Here is a 19,027-nt window from a genome sequence, read left to right as displayed (position 1 = left end):
TAATTTAAAATGAACTATCGTCATATTTATCATGCAGGCAATTTTGCCGATATAGTCAAACATTTAGTCCTAATTAGTATTTTAGAACAGCTCAAGAAAAAAGAAAAACCTTTTGCGGTTTTAGATGCTTTTACTGGGCTAGGTCTTTACGATTTAAACTCGGAGGCGGCTTCTAAAACTCTAGAAAGCGATACGGGAATTAATAAATTACTGCAAGCTACCGATCCTATTCCTCAGCTCTTACAAACTTTTTTAAATATAATAAATATAGCAGGCAAAAGTCACTACCCAGGTTCACCTTTTATAATTAAGCAATTATTAAGACCAAATGATACGCATAATATAGATGCTTATAATGCTATCAAAGCTTTGCTACCATTTAAAGAGAATAGAGGATTAATTTTTCTTGATCCGCCTTTTGAAGTAAAAAATGAGTTTCAAAAATTACTTGAAGCACTTAAAAAAATTAAGCTACGAGTTCTTAATAAGACTGTCTTAATTTGGTATCCTATAAAAGATTTATCTTTAGTCCGTGATTTTTACCATAATTACAAAAATATCGGATTTAAAGAAACTATGATTATTGAATATGAGCTTTTAAATAGTGATAAAAATATGGTAAAGTGTGGGTTAATGTTAATTAACCCTCCAAATATTAGAGGAGAATTAGAGAAATTAATAGAATATTTAAGTGGCACTCTTAATTTGAAATTTACATACATTTATCTTTAATGTCTTTTAAAAAATATATCTTTTTATTGTTTATAGTTTTTCTTGTTCAAGGTTGTAGCAGTATTAAAAAATCTAGTGATACTACGTTAGTTGCTACTACTTCATCTCAATTAAAACAAAAATATAAAATCAGCCATGCGGATTTAGTAGTACAGTATGATTTAACAAACAAAAATAGCAAATGTATATATGCAAAAAACTTAGGTCTAATAATTAATAACCCTAAACAAAATAAGATTTTTTTACACAAATTACATAATAAAAACCCGGCAGAATTTAATAAAGCAGCCGAAATAAAAATAGCTAATATAAAGGCAGTTGTAACAAAACTACATTCAAAATATAAGTTTCTCTCTAAACCGGAAGCTAGCTATTTTGCAAAAAAACAAACTCATAGGAATAATATCTCAGAATTAACCAAGCTTGATAAAATAATTAGTACAATACCACTTATGATGCCGGAATATGAGCCGAAAATTACTAGCCATTACGGAACTAGGACCAGTCCTCATAAAAAGAAAAGAAAAAAGAAATGTTTCCATAGCGGTATTGATTTACAAGCTAAAAAAGCAGCACCGATATATGCAGCAGCAAGCGGAATTGTTATAAAAGCCGCTAGAGCACCTGATTACGGGAATTTTGTTGAGATTAAACATGGACGCAAATTTGTTACAAAATATGCTCATTTAAAAGAAATGTCAGTCAAGGAAGGAAATAAAATTAAGCGTGGTCAATTTATCGGTATACAAGGAAGCACTGGTAATGCAACGGGTGAACATTTGCATTTTGAAATTCTGTTAGATAATAAAGCAATCAATCCGTTTGACTTTATTTTTAACTACCATAAATGTTAAACTATGATCAAACTTTTATATCCTGAATTTTGGCAGAAGCGAAATATTATAGCTTATTTGCTTTTGCCTATAAGCTTGATATATCAATTTTTAGGCTATTTACGAGCTAGTTTAGCACGTCCTATTATGTTGCCTGCTAAAGTTATTTGTGTCGGTAATTGTAGCGTAGGAGGTACGGGTAAGACGCAGATAGTAATGTATCTAGCCAAATTACTAAAAGCTAGAAATGTAAGTTTTGTAATAGTAACTAAGGCTTATGGTAGTAACCTTAAAAGTGCAACTACCATACATCAAGGACATACAGCATTAGAGGTAGGAGATGAGGGGGTAATACTTGCAAAGTACGGAGCAGTTATTGCTACTAAAAATATTAAAGAGATTGTGCCGTTAATTAACGAGCTTAAACCTGATATAATAATAGTTGATGATTTCCTACAAAATCCTTATTTTCATAAAGACTTTACTATAGTCTCAGTAGATAGCCAAAGGCTTTTCGGCAACGGTTTTCTAATTCCTGCCGGTCCTTTAAGACAATATCCAAATAAAGCCCTTGATGCAGCTGATTTAATTTTTTTAGTCAGTAGCCACCAAGATAAAATACCGAAGATTTTAACTCCTTATGTCAATAAGTTAATAAATGCTCAAATAGTTCCTTCACATAATATAGATAAAACTAAAAATTATTTTGCTTTTAGCGGTATCGGTAATCCTGAGCGTTTCTTTGCGACTTTAAAAAATTACGGATTAAATATAACCGGTTACAAAATTTTTCCTGATCATTATAATTATTTACAAGCAGATTTAGAAAATTTATATTCATTAGCTAAAGAGCATAATGCTACCTTAGTTACTACAAGAAAAGATCATGTTAAGTTTAATGATTTAAATAATAATATTGTCTGTCTAGATGTAGAATTATCTATAAACCATCCTGATTTATTAAATGAAAAAATTTTTAAAAAAGCTTAGATATTTAATTGAGTATTTTATCGTTGTTATATTCCTGAAAGTAATAGGAATATTCGGTGTAGATAAAGCGGCGGATATTTGTAGTTTTATAGCAAGAAAAGTCGGTATATTATTTGCTGTTAATAAAATTGCTAGACGAAATATTAAAGTAGTATTCGGCGATATGTGTGATGTTGAAAAAATCATAGATCAAACTTGGGATAATTTTGGTAGGTTTATCGGTGAATTTACATATGTTAGCAAGATGGATGAAGCCGAGTTAGAGCGTAGAATCGCAATAATCGGCATAGAAAATATTAAAAAACTTGAAGGACAACCTTTTTTATTATTTAGCGGTCACTTTGCCAATTGGGATATTAGTATTAAGATTCTTCATAAATTTTATCCGAAAGTTGCCGTAATTTATCGTAAAGCAAATAACCCATATGTTAACAAGTTGGTTAATGAAAGCCGTGCCGGTGATAAATTAAGACTTATACCGAAAGGTTCTGAAGGTAGCAGAGCTTTAGTCAGGGCTATCAAGGAGAGTGAATCTATTGTTATGCTTGTTGATCAAAAAATGAACGATGGAATTGAAGTGCCTTTTTTAGGGCATCCTGCTATGACTGCAAGCGCCATCGCTAAAATTGCTTTGCAGTATAAATATCCAATTATACCTTGCCAAATCATTAGAACTAAAGGCAGTTATTTTAAAGTAATAGTTCACCCGCAATTAAAGTTGGAGCAAACCGGCGATAATAAAGCTGATTGCTATAATATTATGCTTAATATTAATCAAATGCTAGGAGAATGGGTTAAGCAAAATCCTGCTCAATGGTTTTGGTTTCACAATAGATGGAAGAAATGAAACGTCATTGCGAGCAGCCGTAGGCTGCGTGGCAATCTCGTCAAATATCCTGAGATTGCTTCGTCAATTGCTATGCAATTTCCTCGCAATGACAAAAAAATGAGCCACGGTATGACATTTTAAGAAAGCATAGTCCGTAATTTCTCAAGTACTTCTTGAGCGTGATTTTTAGCATTTACCGACCGCCAAATATGCTTAACTATGCCTTCCTTATCAAGTAAAAACGTAGCTCTATCAATACCCATATATTTTTTACCGAACATTGATTTTTCTATCCATACCCCTAATTGTTCGCATAAATTTGAATTTGCATCAGAGGCTAAATCAAATCCTAAACTATATTTTTCTTTAAATTTATCATGAGAGTCAAGCTTATCTTTGGATACTCCGATAATTACCGTATTAAGTTTATCGAATTCCGGTTTTAGCTTGTTAAAATCTTGTGCTTCAATAGTACATCCAGGTGTATCGTCTTTCGGATAAAAATATAATATTACGAATTTTCCTTTTAAATCCGATAGTTTAATTACGTTATCTTGACCTATGTGTAAAGATAAATCAGGAAGTTTTTTTCCTAGTTCTAATGTCATAACACCCTCAAATTTATTTGATACAATAACTATATATTCAATATGTACTTTTTAAAATTGCTTTTTATAATTATATTATTTATGATACCGGTATATAATACTTAAGTTTAATTTTTATTAACTATTTCAATAAAGAGGTTTTATAAGAACTATAAGTGAAGCACTTGAAGAATTACATTAAAATCTTAAGGACTCTGCTAAAATTATTACTGTCGATTTTAATAAAAAATGTCATGAAGTAGCAGATAAATTATCCGTCAAAATTAATGATTTAGAGGAATATGCTAAGGATAGTAAAGACCATTCTTTAGAAACTATAAAAGCGCAATATAAAAATTTAACGAAAGAGTTACAGGATTATCAGAAAATTAAAGATGATAAAGTGGAAGAATATAGACAGACTCTTGTGAAAAAACTTGATGATTTAAGTAAGAAAGTTGAACAATATAATAATAAACATAAATAATTGGAGAATATAATGAAAAAATTTTTAATAACATTAGGTGCTACCGCTACTTTATTATTAACACCTAGTATTTTTGCAGATTTGCCTACCAAGGATGAAACAAAAGCAAATGAAGTGCAAACTGCAGAAGTAGCTACAAGCAGTACAAAAACAATTACCGAAAACTTACAGGAATTAAAAGACCATTTAACAAACCTAGCACAAACGGGAGCCGATAAATTTAATCAGACCTTAAGCAATACTTAATGATCAGATAGCCCAAAGCGTTACAGAGATAAAAAAGAATGTGAAAGATCAGAAAGATAAAAAAGGTGAAGAACTGCAAAAATCTATAGATGCTGTAAAAGCAAAAATGGAAGCTTATAAAAAAGCAGGCAGCAAGAAGCAAGAAAAAATACGTCAGCACCTAGTGGATAAATTAGAAGAGCTAAATAAAAATATTAACGAATATAATAACGATGAAGAAAAAGCAAATTCGTAATTTTTTAACGTCATTGCGAGGAGATGCGTAGCATCGACACGGCAATCTCATAAAGTAGGATCAACTTCTGAGATTGCTTCGTCGAAACTTATAGTTTCTCCTCGCAATGACTGCAGACAATATACCCTTAAAAACCGGTATTATTTATGACTATTACCAAAGCAAAAATTGCAGCTATGTTAAGCTCTAAATTGGGTTTTTCAAATAATTTATGCGAGGCAATAGTTCATACGGTTTTTTCTAATATTTTAGAAATAGCAAAAGCGCAAAAATTAACTTTAAAGAATTTTGGTAGCTTTGAGGTGAAACAAAAAAATCCACGTCCCGGAATAAATTTTCATACCAAAGCACCGGTAATTATAGAATCAAAAAAGCATTTACGTTTTGTCCCTTCTTCTAAATTAAAAGCTTTAATTAATGAATCTACTCGATGAACTTCGTTATAATTTGTTGGCTTGTTGTATGTCTCGGAAAATGCTTTTTATGTCATTCCCGCGAAAGCAGGAATCCAGTAAAACCTATAAAAAACTTGTTTTTTTAGGTTTATTGTGTCAATAATGTGTATCAATATTAAGGTTATTTTTGGGACTCCCGCCTACGCGGGAATGACATAAAACGAGCCATGCAACAAAATCTGTATTCGGAGTATATGACAAACAATAAGCTAACAAAAAAATATTATTCTGCTAGTGAAGTGATTAAGCATTTAAATATTGCTTTACATCAATTAAGTATCTAGAGACAAAAAGCCCTGATTTATCTAATTATAAAATAAATAATAGAAAATATTATACTGCTAATGATATTGATCTACTCCAAAAATCTTTAAATAAAGATATTACATCTCTTTCTACCGCTAGAATCGATATATTACTTACCAATTTCCATAATTTGTCTCTTCAAATAAAAAAAATTCTTGCCGATTCCTCGATGACGTGCGTATAGTACTTGTCATATCACGTTTTAAAGAAAAGAACATATTATGACAATAAGACAAATGGTAAAGCCAGTAATTATAGGTATATCTGGTCCTGAATTAACCGATGCCGAAAGAGAATTATTTGAGGAGCATAATCCTTTAGGTGTAGTTTTATTCCGTCGTAATATTAGAAAGAATGATAACGGTGCGCAGGCTAAAGAAGCCCTTATTAAGCTTATTGCAGATATAAAAGAAGTATTAGGGGAAAATACTATCATCTCTATAGATCAAGAAGGCGGTAGGGTACAAAGGCTTATAGCACCGACTTTTTATGACGCTCCGGCTGCTCAAACTTTTACTGATCCCCAAGCATGTAAACAAAATTATAGTGATATTGCGAAAGAGCTGAGAGAAGTAGGCATTAATCTAGATTTTGCACCGGTAGCGGATTTGCTCCACGAAGGAGCAGACAAGATAGTCGGCGATAGAAGTTTCGGCGGGGAGCCGGAAGTAGTCGTGCCTTTATGTTTAGCTGCTATAGACGGATTACAAGAAGAGAAAGTCGGGACTTGTATAAAACATATTCCGGGCCATGGTAGAGCTAAGGTGGATAGCCATAAAAAATTACCGATTGTCGATGTTGATATAGAAGAGTTAGCAAAAACAGACTTTAAAGTATTTAAGGAGCTCGCGAAGCACGATAATATTAAACTTGCTATGACAGCACATATAATTTATAAAGCTCTTGATCCTGAGAATCCTGCCACCCTATCAAAAAAAGTGATAGACTATATTAAAAATAATATCGGCTTTAAAGGGCTTATTATTTCCGATGCAATAGATATGAAAGCTTTAAGCGGTAGTATGGCAGATATGACCAAAGAAGTTTTAGATGCAGGCGTAGATATAGTACTTGAATGTACCGGAGAATTTAACAAAATGTCTGAAGTTCTATGTAGTGTTTCGGAAAGTTCTATAGATAAATTTTCTGACTTGTTTATTGCGTAATGCTATTATTCATTTAATGTCATAACGCGGCTCGACCGCGGTATCTTAGAACACAGTCTGTGATGTAAGATCCCGTAGTCATAAAGCCACGGGATGACAACGGAACTGCACAACGGCAGGTATTTAGCCGTAAAATGGCTATTAAGGAACTTATCCAATTAATCTAAGTTAAAATTAATTAAACAATTATATTGAAAAAATTTATTTTTACTATTAATCTGTTTTTTAATTTTTAGTTAAAGAATTAATTTTATAAATTACTTGAATAGTGTTATGAACAGTCTTGTGGATTTAAGTTCTAAAAGCTATAGGTAATCTTTACTAAGAATAGAGATATAGAGAATTTTAGGTAGCAGGAGGGGATTTGATTTGTGATATTATTAATCTGCTTAAAGAAGATTTAAATAAAGCAGATATAGAAAATGAGATATATATGCGTCTTAAAGAATCTTATTCTGTTTTAAAAAAGATGAAAAGGAAAGAAGTGCCGATTGATGCATTGAAAGACTTAATTGCATGTAGGATTATAGTTAAATCTAAAGCTCTATGCTATAATGCTTTGGACGTAGTTAAGAGTTCTCCGCATTTAGATTGGTTATACACCAAAGATTATATCAATAGACCAAAAAGTAACGGCTATCAGTCTCTTCATAATATAATGCAGCTTTTACACTCTAAACGTAATTTTGAAATACAGATAAGAAGTGAAAATATGCATAAAGATGCCGAACTTGGTAGAGCAGCTCATTTAAATTATAAAGAAGAACAAGACCGTCATTTGCAAAAAGTTTTTGACGTTACTAATGACACGATACTTTCTAAAGCACGTCAAATGGTGAAACAATTTGAAGGATTCGAAGAGCAAATTGTAGAATATGAAAAAGAAATTATGCGTATTTGGCATACTAAATACGACGAAATGCTAAAATGGGCAAATACTGCTGAAGTGCTAATATTTAACAAAGATTAGGGGGATAATTAGTTCGTCATCCCGTGACTTGATCATGGGATCCAGTGCTTGGTGTCATACTGCGAGCTTGTAGCGGTATCCATCTAAAAAAATCAAAAATGTATACTTATTAAGTTATTTTTTTTGGATCCCGCGGTCAAGCCACGGGATGACACTGATAAGGCATAACGCCAATGTGGTAAAAATATAACATTTATTAAAACTTTATAAAAAAACTATAGCGATGCTTGTAATTATATACAATATATAGTATGCTCAGCTCGTAGTTTAGAAACTATTGAAACAAAATATTAGGTGATTTCCTTAATCAAATGTGGGATATCTTGACTCACGTTTGATAAGTTTGTTTTAATACTAGGTACTAAATTTTAACTTAAATATAGGACAAAAATTATGGCTCAAAAACCAAATTTTCTAAAAAAATTAATTTCCGCAGGGTTGGTAACTGCTTCTACAGCTACCATAGTAGCCAGTTTTGCAGGTTCAGCTATGGGTGCTGCTATACAGCAGAATAGAACAACAAACGGAGCTGCTACAACTGTTGATGGTGCGGGATTTGACCAAACTGCCGTTCTTGCAAATGTTGGAGTTGCTCTAAATGCAGTTATTACTGCTAATGCTAATAATGGTATTAATTTAAATACTCCAGCCGGTAGTTTTAACGGTTTGTTTTTAAATACTGCAAACCATTTAGCAGTGACAGTGAGTGAAGATACTACCTTAGGGTTCATCACTAGTGCTGTTAATAACGCTCACTCCTTTAACCTTACGCTTAATGCCGGTAAAACTCTTACTATAACAGGTCAAGGTATTACTAATGCACAAGCTGCTGCTACAAAAAATGCTCAAAATGTTGTTGTACAATTTAATAATGGTGCTGCTATTGACAATAATGATCTTAAAGGTGTAGGAAGAATAGACTTCGGTGCTGCGGCTTCTACATTAGTATTTAATTTAGCAAATCCTACAACTCAAAAAGCTCCTCTTATACTTGGAGATAATGCTGTAATAGTTCATGGTAATAACGGTACATTAAATGTTACTAATGGATTTATTCAAGTTTCAAATAAAAGTTTTGCTACTGTTAAGGCAATTAATATCGGTGACGGTCAAGGTATCATGTTCAATACTGATGCTAATAATGCTAATGCTTTAAATTTACAAGCAGGTGGTACTACTATTAATTTTAATGGAACAGACGGTACGGGTAGATTAGTATTATTAAGTAAGAATGCTGCTGCTACCAACTTTAACGTTACAGGAAGTTTAGGCGGTAATCTAAAAGGTATTATCGAATTTAACACTGTTGCAGTAGACGGTCAACTTATAGCTAATGCAGGCCCTGCTAATGCAGTAATAGGTACTAATAATGGCGCAGGTAGAGCTGCAGGATTTATTGTTAGCGTAGATAATGGTAAGGTAGCAACAATCGATGGACAAGTTTATGCTAAAGACATGGTTATACAAAGTGCTAATGCAGCTGGACAAGTAAATTTTAGACACATAGTTGACGTTGGTACAGACGGTACTACTGCCTTTAAAACAGCAGCTTCTAAAGTTACAATAACCCAAAACTCAAACTTTGGTAATACTGATTTTGGTAATCTTGCAGCACAGATTAAAGTTCCTAATGCTATGACCCTTACCGGTAATTTTACAGGTGATGCTAGCAATCCCGGTAACACTGCAGGTGTGATAACTTTTGATGCTAACGGTACTTTAGAAAGTGCTAGTGCAGATGCAAATGTTGCGGTGACAAATAATATTACAGCAATTGAAGCATCAGGTGCCGGAGTTGTCCAATTATCAGGAACACATGCTGCCGAGTTACGTTTAGGAAATGCCGGTTCTATCTTTAAACTTGCTGACGGTACAGTTATAAACGGTAAAGTTAACCAAACTGCTCTTGTCGGCGGTGTTCTTGCAGCCGGTACTATTACCTTAGACGGTAGTGCTACAATTACCGGCGATATAGGGAACGCTGGCGGTGCTGCTGCGTTACAAGGCATTACTTTAGCTAACGATGCTACAAAAACATTAACACTTGGTGGAGCAAATATTATCGGTGCTAATGGTGGAACGATTGATTTCCAAGCTAACGGTGGTACTATTAAATTAACAAGCACTCAAAATAATATTGTAGTTGATGTTGATTTAGCTATAGCTACTGATCAAACAGGCGTTGTTGATGCGAGTAGCCTAACAAATGCTCAAACTTTAACTATTAACGGTAAAATCGGTACTATTGGAGCTAATAATAATAAAACTCTTGGACAATTTAATATTGGCTCAAGTAAAACAGCTTTAAGTGACGGTAATGTTGCTATTAACGAGTTATTTATTGGAAATGACGGTGCAGTACAATTCGCTCATAATACTTATTTAATAACAAGAACTACAAATGCTGCCGGTCAAGGTAAAATAATATTTAATCCTGTTGTAAATAATAATACAACTCTTGCAGCCGGTACAAATTTAGGTAGTGCTACAAATCCACTTGCAGAAATTAATTTTGGATCTAAAGGGGTTAATGTTGATACTGTATTAAATGTTGGTGAAGGTGTAAATTTATATGCTACTAATATTACTACTACCGATGCTAACGTAGGTTCTTTCGTCTTTAATGCCGGTGGAACAAATATAGTAAGCGGTACAGTCGGTGGACAGCAAGGTAATAAGTTTAATACTGTAGCATTAGATAACGGTACTACTGTTAAGTTCTTAGGTAATGCAACATTTAACGGTAACACTACAATTGCAGCTAATTCTACCTTACAAATCGGTGGTAACTATACTGCAGACTTTGTTGCATCTGCCGATGGTACCGGTATAGTAGAATTCTTTAACACCGGTCCTATTACCGTAACATTAAACAAACAAGCTGCACCTGTTAATGCTTTAAAACAAATAACGGTTTCTGGTCCCGGTAACGTAGTGATTAATGAGATAGGTAATGCAGGTAATTATCATGGTGCCGTGACTGATACGATTGCTTTTGAAAATTCAAGTTTAGGTGCAGTTGTATTCTTACCTAGAGGCATTCCATTCAATGATGCAGGCAACACAATTCCTTTAACAATTAAAAGTACCGTAGGTAATAAAACAGCTACAGGTTTTGATGTTCCTAGCGTGATTGTTTTAGGTGTTGATAGTGTCATCACTGACGGTCAAGTAATCAGTGATCAAAATAATATCGTAGGTCTAGGTCTTGGAAGCGATAACGGCATAATCGTTAATGCTACTACATTATATGCACGTATCGGTACTATAAACAATAATCAAGGTACTGTCACACTTAGCGGTGGTGTTCCTAATACCCCTGGTACAGTTTATGGCTTAGGCACAGGTATTGGCGCTTCAAAGTTCAAGCAAGTAACGTTTACTACAGACTATAACAACTTAGGTAATATTATTGCAACTAACGCAACAATTAATGACGGTGTAACTGTTACTACAGGCGGTATAGCCGGAACAGGTTTTGACGGTAAAATTACTCTTGGAAGTGTTAACGGTAACGGTAATGTAAGATTTGCTGACGGTATATTGTCTAATTCTACAAGTATGATTGGTACTACTAAAACTAATAATGGTACTGTAACTTATTTAGGTAATGCATTCGTCGGTAATATAGGTGATTCAGATACTCCTGTAGCTTCTGTTAGATTTACAGGGAGTGATGGTGGTGCAGGATTACAAGGAAATATTTATTCACAAGTCATAGACTTTGGTACTTATAACTTAGGTATTTTAAATACTAATATAATTTTAGGCGGCGGTACTACTGCTATTAACGGTAAAATCAATCTTGTTACAAATACTTTAACATTTGCAAGTGGTACTTCAACATGGGGAAACAATACTTCTATTGAAACTACTTTAACATTAGCAAACGGTAATATAGGTCACATCGTTATCTTGGAAGGTGCGCAAGTTAATGCAACAACCACAGGAACTACAACCATTAAAGTACAAGATAATGCCAATGCAAATTTCAGTGGTACACAAACTTATACTTTAATCCAAGGTGGTGCTAGATTTAACGGTACTTTAGGAGGTCCCAACTTTGCTGTAACCGGAAGTAATCGTTTCGTAAATTACGGTTTAATACGTGCTGCTAACCAAGATTATGTAATAACACGTACTAACAATGCAGAAAACGTAGTTACTAATGATATTGCAAATAGTCCGTTTGGAGGTGCACCGGGTGTAGGTCAGAACGTTACAACATTTGTAAATGCAACTAATACTGCAGCATATAATAATCTTCTTTTAGCTAAAAATAGTGCTAATTCTGCTAACTTTGTTGGAGCTATCGTTACCGATACAAGTGCGGCCATAACTAATGCACAATTAGATGTAGCTAAAGATATCCAAGCTCAACTTGGTAACAGATTAGGTGCTCTTAGATATTTAGGTACTCCTGAAACTGCTGAAATGGCTGGACCTGAAGCTGGAGCAATACCGGCTGCGGTTGCTGCAGGTGACGAGGCTGTTGATAATGTAGCTTACGGTATATGGGCAAAACCTTTCTATACTGATGCACATCAAAGTAAGAAAGGTGGTTTAGCTGGTTATAAAGCTAAAACCACCGGTGTCGTAATCGGTTTAGATACGCTAGCTAACGATAACTTAATGATCGGTGCTGCTATCGGTATCACTAAAACTGATATAAAACACCAAGATTATAAGAAAGGTGATAAAACCGACGTTAACGGTTTCTCATTCTCTCTATATGGTGCCCAGCAGCTTGTTAAGAACTTCTTTGCTCAAGGTAGTGCAATATTTAGCTTAAACCAAGTGAAGAACAAAAGTCAGCGTTACTTCTTCTATGCTAACGGTAATATGAGCAAGCAAATTGCTGCCGGTCATTACGATAACATGACATTCGGTGGTAACTTAACAGTCGGTTATGATTACAATGCAATGCAAGGTGTGTTAGTAACTCCAATGGCAGGACTTAGATACTTAAAGTCTTCTGACGAAAACTACAAAGAAACCGGTACAACAGTTGCAAACAAGCAAGTTAACAGCAAATTTAGCGATAGAACCGATTTAATAGTAGGTGCTAAAGTAGCCGGCAGTACTATGAACATAACTGATCTTGCGGTATATCCGGAAGTTCACGCTTTTGTGGTTCACAAAGTAACCGGTAGATTATCTAAAACGCAGTCTGTATTAGACGGACAAGTTACTCCGTGTATCAGCCAGCCTGACAGAACCGCTAAAACATCTTATAATTTAGGTTTAAGTGCAAGCATAAGATCTGATGCTAAGATGGAGTACGGAATCGGTTACGATGCTCAGATTTCAAGTAAATATACTGCACATCAAGGTACTCTAAAAGTCCGTGTAAACTTCTAATCGCTCCCGATTAGCAAGTTTATAAGTTCCTCAAGAAACAAGCCCTCTTTGAACAAAGGGGGCTTTGTTTGTTCTTTCTTCCCGCCTACATGCCTTGTTGCATGGCTCAAAACCTATTACATCCCCGCGTAGGCAGGGATCCAGAAAAAAGCGAGATAAATCGCGCTTTTAATTTTACAAACTTATTGTGTATAATCTTTAAATTACTGGAGTCCCGCTTTCGCGGGAAGGACATAAACGAGCCATACAACAACCCTCCGCCTATTCGAGAATGACATCACCTACTTTTCCACCCCGTGCAATACCTTCACTAACCTCAAATTTTATTGACTTCTAGTCGAAAAGATATAAATTTTTACAGCTAAGAATTTAAAATTAATAAATATTATGAAAAAAATATATATTAGTGATTATTATGCTTCTAATAAGCGGAAGTATATTTGCTCAAAGTCAAATAGCCAATTTAGTTGTACCGGTTAGCTATTTTATAAATCATGTATCCCAATTGGAAAAACTAAAGGAAAATCTTAATAAATATAAGCAATCTAGTGTAGTAGGGGTAAGCGGTATGGGTAAAACGCAGATTGCTAGAATGTACGCTTATGAAAATAAAGATAACTATAACATAATTTGGTTGATTGATTGTAATCTAAATATAGAGCCGCAATTACTCAAATTATCTAAAACTATTAATACCGAGGTAAAATCACCGGTGATTTCAGAAGATATGGCAGTGATGAAGAAAGATTTAATGGTTTATCTCGTAAGTAAAGATAAATGGTTATTGGTGTTTGATAATTTAAAAATAGGCGAGAATAAGAAAATAGAGGATTTTATTAATTGGGAGTATAAAGGTAATATTATATTTTGTACCCAAGACGATGAATTATTATCTAACATAGTCAAAGCAAACGCTTTCACTAAGCCGGAAGCTGCATTACTTGCAAAAAATATATTGGAAAATAAAAATCTGGAATTAATAAATTGTTTGACTCAAGCATTTGGAGGTTATCCGATTCTCATAGTTCAAGGAGCACAAATATTAAATCAAATACAAGGTTTAAACTTAGAGAAATACAAGAAAAAGATAAAAGCCTCTAAGGATAAAATTGAGCTAAATATAAAACTTGTTAGCAATGAATTAAAGCCTAGTGCCAAGAGATTACTAGATGGGATAGCATTGCTTAATAATCAAAGTGTTTCAAAAGAATTATTAAATTCTATTACTGAAGATAAGCATAGTCTAGATGATGATATTTATCAGTTTTCTAAATTTGCTTTGATCTCTAATATTGAACCTAATGAAGTTAATCCGATATTTGAAATGCATGATGGAAAAAATATTACAAATAAATAGAGATAAAGGAAATAAAGAATATCTTAAACGTAGTGTTATTAATCTTTTAAATTCTATACCTAAAAGTTTAGTAAAGGGGCGTATTTTTAGAAATGCTAAAACTATACCGGATTAATTACAAAAAATGCAGAAAAATACGATATATCAATATATAAAATTTTAGAGTTATAAATTTATTAATACAATATGCTAATTCTTCCGATTTATATAACTCAAAAAAATTAGTAAATTGGTTTGATAAAAACGATCAAAAAGGTAAATTTAAATTATGGATAATGAATAATGAAGAAAAATTTGCTTATGCTGCATATTTAGGACGCATAGGGTGGTATTATAGAACTTGGTCAGATCCTAAAAAAGCAATTGAATAGATACGAAAGCTAAGCAGGTATTTGATGAAGTGAACGTATATGATTCCATAAAATGTAATGTAGTTTTCGGTTCGGCTATATCCAATATTCAGCTAGGAAATCTAGAAGAAGCAGAAAAAAATATCCAAATGATGGAAGATATGTTCAATCAAAATCTAGTAGATCAAACTGACATAGCAACTATATATTATGCAAAAGCTAAATTATTTAATATCCAAGGTAAAAATTATGAAGCATGAAGAAGAATTGACGATACTATAAATGCTTGTATCGAAAACGGGATGAAACCTCAAGATTTATTTCTTACCGGTTCATATCTCATTAAATTATATGTATTAAATAATCTTAAGAAACATGTAGAAGTCAAGATTTGATCTTACAGACACTATAAATTTTGCACCTGATTGTCAGTTACATTTTGACTGTCAGAGACGTATTCAAGATACAAGATTTCATTATTCTTTTCAACAGCTAATTTTTTACTATCCTTAAAAGTTTGCATAGGAGTTTTTCCATAACAATATTTTCCTGAATGTGGTCGCTCATTATTGAAATGCTCTAACCAAATATCAAGATCTAATTGTAAATCATCAAGATCTGTATAAATCTTTTTCCGCATAGCTGTATCAAAGAATTCTTGTTTCATGGTTTTATTAAAACGCTCACACATACCATTTGTTTGGGGAGAATATGCCTTAGTTGTAGTATGCTCTATACCTTCGATACTTAGAAACAACTCAAAAGCATGATGCTCTATATTCCCCTTATATTCTGACCCACGATCTGTAAGAATACGAAGTATTGGTATCCCTTGGGTCTCGTACCATGGTAACACGCGGTCATTAAGCATATCAGCAGCAGTTAAAGCTGTTTTATCAGTATATAGTTTAGCATCAGCTACCCTAGTATAGCTATCAATAAATACCTGAGAATAAACCTTACCTATACCTTTGAAATTACCTACATAATACGTATCCTGACATCCTAGATAACCTGGATGCTGCGTCTCAGTTTCTCCATGAGCTTCTCTTTCATTACGACGCTCCTCTAGCACTTGTAATTGAGATTCAGTAAGAACAATACCATCCTGAGCCATCTTTGCTTCTAATGCTTTAAGCCTTTTACTGATATTGTTTAAATCATTACGTAACCAAATTGATCGCACTCCTCCAGGCGATACAAGTATACCGCTCTTCTTAAGCTCATTTGATACTCTTAGCTGACCATATGCTGGATATTCTATTGCCATATCCATTACTGCTTTCTCTATCGCTGGATCAACTCTATTCGCTATTATTGGCTTTCTTCGACTAATTTCATATAATGCCTCTTCGCCACCAGTTTCATACAGTGCTTTAAATCTGTAATAACTATCTCTACTATAGCCCATCGCTTTACATGCTGATGATATGCTACCAAGACTCTTAGCTAGTTCTAGTAACCCTATTTTTGGCTTTATTATTTTTTGATTTAAGTTCATTTTTCATCTCCATTTAATAATTAATTTATTTTACTAAATGTAAGATATAATCTCAACTATTACAGTTTTCCGCTTTTTAGCTAGAAATGACATTAGGACTATGCAACGACTCTGTGACTTGCTCGCAATGACGTTTAAGGCATACACTCAACAATGCTTATCTTTGTTGATGTCTTTCCTTCCTAGCTTGTAATTGAGAGAATGCGATTTCTTTTACCGTTTCTACTCTTTTTGTTTGGAGTCTTTCTTGCTTCTTCTGTTGTAGTACATTACCAATTTTTATACTTTCTGCTATAAGTTTTTCTGTATTATGAATTTTATTTAAATTCTCAGGAGAAATTTGTTTCATAAAATAATTTGAGATACTAGGTAAACCTCTCTTTTCACAAAAAATTCCTACCTTGTAATATATAGTATCTTTATAATTTAACTTGAAAGATTTAGCATTTAATAAGTTAGTCGTGTTTTCGATGTTATCCTGATATTTTAAATTTTTTTTTATACCCTTAATATCTTGCTCGGTAAGATAATTTGCTTTTTTTAGCACTTTCATTATATTGTCGTAGAATTTTGCTACTGCTTTATCGGTTACGTTTTTAGTTGTTGCCTGCTTTGTAAAATCAACAATTAGTGATGCCAATTTTTCGCCTGTAGATTTGTCTTGTATACGCATTGATTTTGCAGGATCAGAAAATTGTACTTCTACTTTATCTGTCTTAACCTCAACTTCTTTTTCTTTCCATTTTTCGTCCAAATCTTTGCTCCATTGTTGTTCCTTGATTATTTCTTTTTTCAAGCCTATAGCAATTTTAATTTGGTAATTATTTTCATACGCCCACTCTTTAGCATCTTTACCTTCAATTGTAATGTTATTATCTATTGCATAGAGTACCGGGTCTTTTACAGGTGAATTAGCGAAAGCCTCTAACCAACCACCATTTTTAAATTCAGGTGAAACATTACTGAATTTTGTTACTATCTCAGCTCCTTTGGTCACTTCTTGCATATTAACAAGATTTTCTTTTATACTGCTTTTATAGTGTTTTCTCAAATCATCAAAATTTTGAATATTAGTGGATAACATAATATTTTTTGGATCAAACCCAGCTTTTTTTAATTCATCAATTTTTTGATCAACTATTGCTTCCATCTGTTTCTCATCAAATTGACTTATCATTTGATTTAATGATTCGCTATATTTATCGATACTAAATGAGAAATTACCTGCTTTAATAGCAGCACTGTAGCCAACACCAGGATGTGTAAACATTTCAGCTGTTGATTGAATCATACTGCTAAAATTCTTATGAAATGCTAAAAAAGAGCGACCATGATCAATTTTGGTTATTGTTTTACCATCCTGTACCATTAAATTACCAGCATGATAATCTACTTCCCCCAGCATATGACAAGCAGCTATGGCTTTTTCAAATCCTTCCAACTTTTTTAAATTTTGATCATTAGCTCTGACTCTAGTTTCACCTGATAAACCGGAAAATTCTGTTAGTGTTACAGCATTATCAAAAAATTTAGAACGTACATAAAGTGAATCAGGGTGTTTTTCATCCGCTGTTACCAGCCCTTCTTTTGGTGCGCGATCATGTAATAAAAATTGATACATGGTAGAGCCTATTAATTCTTGTACTCCGTCTCTTCGGTCAGCCATAGCCTGTCTTTGTGCATGATTACCTTGTATTTTTTGGCATGCAGCATGAGTTTTATAAAAATGTTTTAAAATAAAAGTATTACCGGCGTTATCTTTAGCAACATAACCGGCCGATACGCCTGCTGCCTTTTGTCCTTTCTCCTCAAACTCATCTTGCTGTGCCACCCTCTTATCACGTAGCATAGCATCAATTACTTTTTTAGGGTCATTAGGATTTCTTATTTCTTCAAGTTTTCTGTAATCTGCGTTATATCGGCTATCATCTAATCCAACCTGTCGTTCAATTGCCTCTATCATAACTAAGTGCTCTAAAAGAGGTGCATCGATTATTTCCCTTAATTTCTTGTTTTTATCTCCTGGAAACGAGTTTTTTATTATTGTTGTAACTTTAGCTAAATCCTTAGTGTTTAAATCGGCTAGGGCCATATAGCTAATATATAGGCTTTCAGCAGTAGGAGATTGGTCATTAGAAAGGCCAATAACAGATTCGGCAATACTTTTGCAGGTTCTAGATATTTTGGCATTCAATTCTGTATCGTTAGTTTTCAGGGCTTTAAAAAGTTGCTCTTGTAATAATAATTCTTGTTGAGTTTTCTCTTTAGACATAAAAATAACCTGCTTAATATTAACTAATAGTAAAAAAGTGTTGTTGCGTGGGTCAAAATCCTCATCATTGTGAGGAAACCACGCAGCAATTGACGAAGCAATCCAGTAAACATTTTGATTTACAGAATTTTTTTATTATTTTTTCTGGATTGCCGAGTTCGCTGCGACCGTTTGCAATGATGATTCGGTACCCACGCAACAATGCCACGTGGGAATGACATTGAATAAGTTTTCGAAGCCGTGTAACAAAGCCCCCGCTTTTGCGGGGATATGACATCCAGGTCTTTTTAAAAACTATTCAGTACTATAGATTTGATCGTGATATAACAATGAAAAAACCGAAGCAATGA

The 19,027-nt window shown here is 33.5% G+C and carries 14 protein-coding genes and 2 pseudogenes; 13 read left to right on the top strand and 3 right to left on the bottom strand.

Going from position 1 to position 19,027, the window contains the following annotated elements:
• The first annotated feature begins 9 nt into the window (after positions 1–9).
• The 4 genes from rlmJ to RPR_RS01365 are packed head-to-tail and all read left to right on the top strand — an operon-like array spanning position 10 to position 3,402.
• Positions 10–732 carry a 23S rRNA (adenine(2030)-N(6))-methyltransferase RlmJ gene (rlmJ, locus tag RPR_RS01380; protein WP_012736468.1) on the top strand — a complete coding sequence of 241 codons (723 nt, stop codon included), beginning with the start codon at positions 10–12 and terminating at the stop codon, positions 730–732.
• Positions 732–1,586 (top strand): M23 family metallopeptidase, encoded by an 855-nt coding sequence (locus RPR_RS01375; protein WP_012736467.1) that lies wholly within the window; start codon positions 732–734, stop codon positions 1,584–1,586. The genes rlmJ and RPR_RS01375 overlap by 1 nt, the downstream gene beginning before the upstream one ends.
• Positions 1,587–1,589: 3 nt before the next feature.
• Entirely contained in the window at positions 1,590–2,555 is a 966-nt protein-coding gene (gene lpxK / locus RPR_RS01370; RefSeq protein ID WP_012736466.1) for a tetraacyldisaccharide 4'-kinase, read from the top strand.
• Positions 2,530–3,402, top strand: coding sequence for a lipid A biosynthesis lauroyl acyltransferase (locus RPR_RS01365; RefSeq protein ID WP_012736465.1), 873 nt, complete (start codon positions 2,530–2,532; stop codon positions 3,400–3,402). The genes lpxK and RPR_RS01365 overlap by 26 nt, the downstream gene beginning before the upstream one ends.
• 119 nt (positions 3,403–3,521) lie before the next feature.
• Here RPR_RS01365 and bcp read toward each other — a convergent pair whose 3' ends face one another.
• Positions 3,522–3,992 carry a thioredoxin-dependent thiol peroxidase gene (bcp, locus tag RPR_RS01360; RefSeq protein ID WP_004997602.1) on the bottom strand — a complete coding sequence of 157 codons (471 nt, stop codon included), beginning with the start codon at positions 3,990–3,992 and terminating at the stop codon, positions 3,522–3,524.
• Positions 3,993–4,470: 478 nt separating this feature from the next.
• Here bcp and RPR_RS01350 point away from each other — a divergent pair.
• The 9 genes and pseudogenes from RPR_RS01350 (at position 4,471) to RPR_RS08855 (ending at position 15,164) form a co-directional block, all read left to right on the top strand.
• Positions 4,471–4,939 (top strand): annotated as a pseudogene (locus RPR_RS01350) (hypothetical protein).
• A 146-nt stretch (positions 4,940–5,085) separates the two neighbouring features.
• Positions 5,086–5,373, top strand: coding sequence for an HU family DNA-binding protein (locus RPR_RS01345; RefSeq protein WP_012736464.1), 288 nt, complete (start codon positions 5,086–5,088; stop codon positions 5,371–5,373).
• 215 nt (positions 5,374–5,588) lie between these two features.
• Positions 5,589–5,884 (top strand): annotated as a pseudogene (locus tag RPR_RS01340) (hypothetical protein).
• 37 nt (positions 5,885–5,921) lie between these two features.
• A complete protein-coding gene (nagZ, locus tag RPR_RS01335; protein WP_012736463.1) occupies positions 5,922–6,866 on the top strand; it encodes a beta-N-acetylhexosaminidase in 945 nt (314 codons plus the stop codon).
• Between the two features lie 364 nt (positions 6,867–7,230).
• Entirely contained in the window at positions 7,231–7,836 is a 606-nt protein-coding gene (locus tag RPR_RS01330) for a guanosine polyphosphate pyrophosphohydrolase (protein ID WP_012736462.1), read from the top strand.
• A gap of 393 nt (positions 7,837–8,229) precedes the next feature.
• Positions 8,230–13,197 (top strand): outer membrane protein OmpB, encoded by a 4,968-nt coding sequence (gene ompB / locus RPR_RS01325; RefSeq protein ID WP_012736461.1) that lies wholly within the window; start codon positions 8,230–8,232, stop codon positions 13,195–13,197.
• Between the two features lie 415 nt (positions 13,198–13,612).
• Entirely contained in the window at positions 13,613–14,554 is a 942-nt protein-coding gene (locus RPR_RS01320; RefSeq protein WP_085065603.1) for a hypothetical protein, read from the top strand.
• Positions 14,526–14,669 (top strand): hypothetical protein, encoded by a 144-nt coding sequence (locus tag RPR_RS08470; RefSeq protein ID WP_187145821.1) that lies wholly within the window; start codon positions 14,526–14,528, stop codon positions 14,667–14,669. The genes RPR_RS01320 and RPR_RS08470 overlap by 29 nt, the downstream gene beginning before the upstream one ends.
• A gap of 285 nt (positions 14,670–14,954) precedes the next feature.
• A complete protein-coding gene (locus RPR_RS08855) occupies positions 14,955–15,164 on the top strand; it encodes a hypothetical protein (RefSeq protein WP_146603319.1) in 210 nt (69 codons plus the stop codon).
• Between the two features lie 146 nt (positions 15,165–15,310).
• Here the strand turns inward: RPR_RS08855 and RPR_RS01310 are convergent, their stop codons facing one another.
• Both RPR_RS01310 and RPR_RS01305 read right to left on the bottom strand, forming a co-directional pair.
• On the bottom strand, positions 15,311–16,405 hold the full coding sequence (locus tag RPR_RS01310; RefSeq protein WP_012736375.1) for an IS481-like element ISRpe1 family transposase: 1,095 nt from the start codon (positions 16,403–16,405) through the stop codon (positions 15,311–15,313).
• Positions 16,406–16,562: 157 nt separating this feature from the next.
• Complete coding sequence (locus RPR_RS01305; RefSeq protein ID WP_012736460.1) at positions 16,563–18,677, bottom strand: hypothetical protein; 2,115 nt, start codon at positions 18,675–18,677, stop codon at positions 16,563–16,565.
• Positions 18,678–19,027 lie beyond the last annotated feature (350 nt).

Origin of the sequence: Rickettsia peacockii str. Rustic, assembly GCF_000021525.1 — a bacterium.
GTDB classification, from domain to species: Bacteria; Pseudomonadota; Alphaproteobacteria; order Rickettsiales; family Rickettsiaceae; genus Rickettsia; species Rickettsia rickettsii.
The sequence above is the reverse complement of the archived record's forward strand: the minus strand, read 5'-3'. Positions and strand labels throughout refer to the sequence as shown.

What these genes read in the sequence shown, in the direction of transcription:
- RPR_RS01345 (WP_012736464.1), top strand. Translation starts at nt 5,086, where the DNA reads ATGACTATTACCAAAGCAAAAATTGCAGCTATGTTAAGCTCTAAATTG.
- RPR_RS01310 (WP_012736375.1), bottom strand. Translation starts at nt 16,405, where the DNA reads ATGAACTTAAATCAAAAAATAATAAAGCCAAAAATAGGGTTACTAGAA.
- rlmJ (WP_012736468.1), top strand. Translation starts at nt 10, where the DNA reads ATGAACTATCGTCATATTTATCATGCAGGCAATTTTGCCGATATAGTC.
- RPR_RS01365 (WP_012736465.1), top strand. Translation starts at nt 2,530, where the DNA reads ATGAAAAAATTTTTAAAAAAGCTTAGATATTTAATTGAGTATTTTATC.
- nagZ (WP_012736463.1), top strand. Translation starts at nt 5,922, where the DNA reads ATGACAATAAGACAAATGGTAAAGCCAGTAATTATAGGTATATCTGGT.
- RPR_RS01305 (WP_012736460.1), bottom strand. Translation starts at nt 18,677, where the DNA reads ATGTCTAAAGAGAAAACTCAACAAGAATTATTATTACAAGAGCAACTT.
- RPR_RS01375 (WP_012736467.1), top strand. Translation starts at nt 732, where the DNA reads ATGTCTTTTAAAAAATATATCTTTTTATTGTTTATAGTTTTTCTTGTT.
- ompB (WP_012736461.1), top strand. Translation starts at nt 8,230, where the DNA reads ATGGCTCAAAAACCAAATTTTCTAAAAAAATTAATTTCCGCAGGGTTG.
- RPR_RS01320 (WP_085065603.1), top strand. Translation starts at nt 13,613, where the DNA reads ATGCTTCTAATAAGCGGAAGTATATTTGCTCAAAGTCAAATAGCCAAT.
- lpxK (WP_012736466.1), top strand. Translation starts at nt 1,590, where the DNA reads ATGATCAAACTTTTATATCCTGAATTTTGGCAGAAGCGAAATATTATA.
- bcp (WP_004997602.1), bottom strand. Translation starts at nt 3,992, where the DNA reads ATGACATTAGAACTAGGAAAAAAACTTCCTGATTTATCTTTACACATA.
- RPR_RS08470 (WP_187145821.1), top strand. Translation starts at nt 14,526, where the DNA reads ATGATGGAAAAAATATTACAAATAAATAGAGATAAAGGAAATAAAGAA.